Source organism: Mesorhizobium sp. M8A.F.Ca.ET.161.01.1.1, assembly GCF_004792105.1.
GTDB lineage: Bacteria > Pseudomonadota > Alphaproteobacteria > Rhizobiales > Rhizobiaceae > Mesorhizobium.
On the sequence record NZ_SRTD01000102.1, the window covers coordinates 1 to 417 of the forward strand.

A 417-nucleotide genomic window follows, 5' to 3' on the forward strand; every position below is an offset into this window, starting at 1 on the left:
AATCCGCTGGCCGAACGCAATACCCGCCGCGCCCTGTGGCTCACCGTCAGCATGATGGTCGTGGAGATCGTCGGCGGCTGGTGGTTCAACTCCATGGCCGTGCTCGCCGATGGCTGGCACATGAGTTCGCATGCGCTGGCGCTCGGGCTTTCAGTGTTTGCGTACCGCTGCGCACGCCGCTACGCGCACGACCCGCGCTTCGCCTTCGGCACCTGGAAGATCGAGATCCTGGCCGGCTACACCAGCGCCATCGCCCTGCTCGGTGTGGCCGCGCTGATGGCCGTGCAATCGCTGGAGCGGCTGTGGGTACCGGCGCCGATCCACTACAACGAAGCCATCGCCATCGCCGCGGTCGGGCTGGGCGTGAACCTGCTGTGCGCCTGGTGGCTGCACGACAGCCCGGGCCACGCGCATCAT

The 417-nt window shown here is 67.6% G+C and carries 1 protein-coding gene; it reads left to right on the forward strand.

From position 1 onward, the window contains the following. A partial coding sequence (locus EN804_RS34840) for a cation diffusion facilitator family transporter (RefSeq protein WP_135922318.1) occupies positions 1-417 on the forward strand: 417 nt, incomplete at both ends.